We start from the raw sequence: 1,626 nt of genomic DNA, 5'->3' as shown, positions 1-1,626 counted from the left end.
TCTGATAGAACTTAACTTAAAATGTAGTCCAGGTATTCATGTACTTTGAATCTGTACTCAATACCCCGCTACGCTATAAATGACATCTCTTTAATGAACTTATCGAATCACCTCACGGATCTTCTTCTATATATCTTCGCTTACCATTCTCTGTTGCTACCAGGTCTTATTCTTCCCCGTATCTGTTTCGAATCCTCAACGTTTCAATCTTGTTTATCTTTACCAAACTCCGTCTAGTAAATCCCCGTTTTGTTGGGACTGCAAAGGTAAGAATCTTTTTAACATTGTCAAGCTTTTTTTAAAACTTTTTTTCTTTTATCCCCAGGCATTTTTTTACCCGGTATTAAAGTGACAATAACCCCTGCTTTCAATTAACCAATCAACCTTCATCCCCTTCAACCTTCATCCCCTAATCTTCCTCCGAAGCGGGATGCAAAAGTAGAAAAAATTCCAACCCAAACAAACTAATCCAAACATTTATCCCCAAATAATCCATAACACTATGATAAACAACTAGAAAAAATCAAAAGTAATTACAATGAGCTTCATTCAGCAACCAGATGATCACAATAAATCAAAAGAAAAATACCTTAAGCGATCTATTCTGACAAAATCCTATACAATTCCAAATTAAGATAATAGCTGTTGCCCTACATAATTCTCTTCTCAAGAATACCCATATTTGCCAAACGATCAAGATATTTTCAATAAAGGATCTATTGAGCATTTAAAATTATCATTGAGAAAATCCATCAGGTTCTTCAGTTTACTTAAATTGTTCCTTTTCCTCTAGGTGGCATATAAAACACTTTATCTGCATTTGGTCCACTACTACGCCTTCCTTAATATAAATTTGTGTAAATTGAGTATTGCGATGACAGATTCATCCAATTGCTTCGCCCGATCTTCGCTATATACCTTATATAATTCATCATCGGTTGTAAAATATTTCAATTGCACTTGATCCTTTTGCCTCCTGTAAACTTATTGAATTGATCAGCAAACCTTGGTTTGGATAGCGATACTTCTCCGCTGTAGACGAGCCAGAATAGCTTTTGAACTACCTAATAGCCTGTATACGTCAAGATCTTCACTAAGTTTAAGATATCTATGGGTAAATCGGAAAGATCATTCTTGGGCTTAGCACGATCAGGATTTTATATCGCATATCTAAATAAGAAAAAAACCAAGCTAACCTTAAAATTGCGTAATTTTAAGGTTAGCTTGGTTTTTACATTAAATTGAAATTAAAATCTCTTATTAACTTTAAAGTTAGTTTTTAAGGCTAGCTATCAAAAAAATGAGTCCCATACTATTTTCTATCATTTCTTCTACAGACTTTGCATTGTTTTGTTGTGTCTGAATGGATCGGTGTGGTTGGACTTTGCCATTGAAGCGTCTTTAGCAGTGCCAATGAATTACCTTTAAGTCTTTATTCTATTGTCCCTGTTTGGTTTAGGGTTTAGGAGGGGATTTTTATATACAAGAAAAGCCTGTAGTATTTCTACTACAGGCTTTCTTTAAGATTTGGCACCGACCTACTCTCCCACGTGTTACCGCAGTACCATCGGCTCTGGTGGGCTTAACTTCTCTGTTCGGAATGGGAAGAGGTGGACACCACCGATA

Annotated in this window: 1 rRNA gene; it reads right to left on the bottom strand. The window is 35.5% G+C overall.

The features are described 5' to 3' along the window. Window positions 1-1,525: 1,525 nt before the first annotated feature. A 5S ribosomal RNA gene (gene rrf / locus EZ437_RS21480) occupies window positions 1,526-1,626 on the bottom strand; the annotation flags it as partial.

Origin of the sequence: Pedobacter psychroterrae, from assembly GCF_004331695.1 — a bacterium.
In the GTDB taxonomy this organism is placed as follows: domain Bacteria; phylum Bacteroidota; class Bacteroidia; order Sphingobacteriales; family Sphingobacteriaceae; genus Pedobacter; species Pedobacter psychroterrae.
This window is presented reverse-complemented; position numbering and strand designations above follow the sequence as displayed.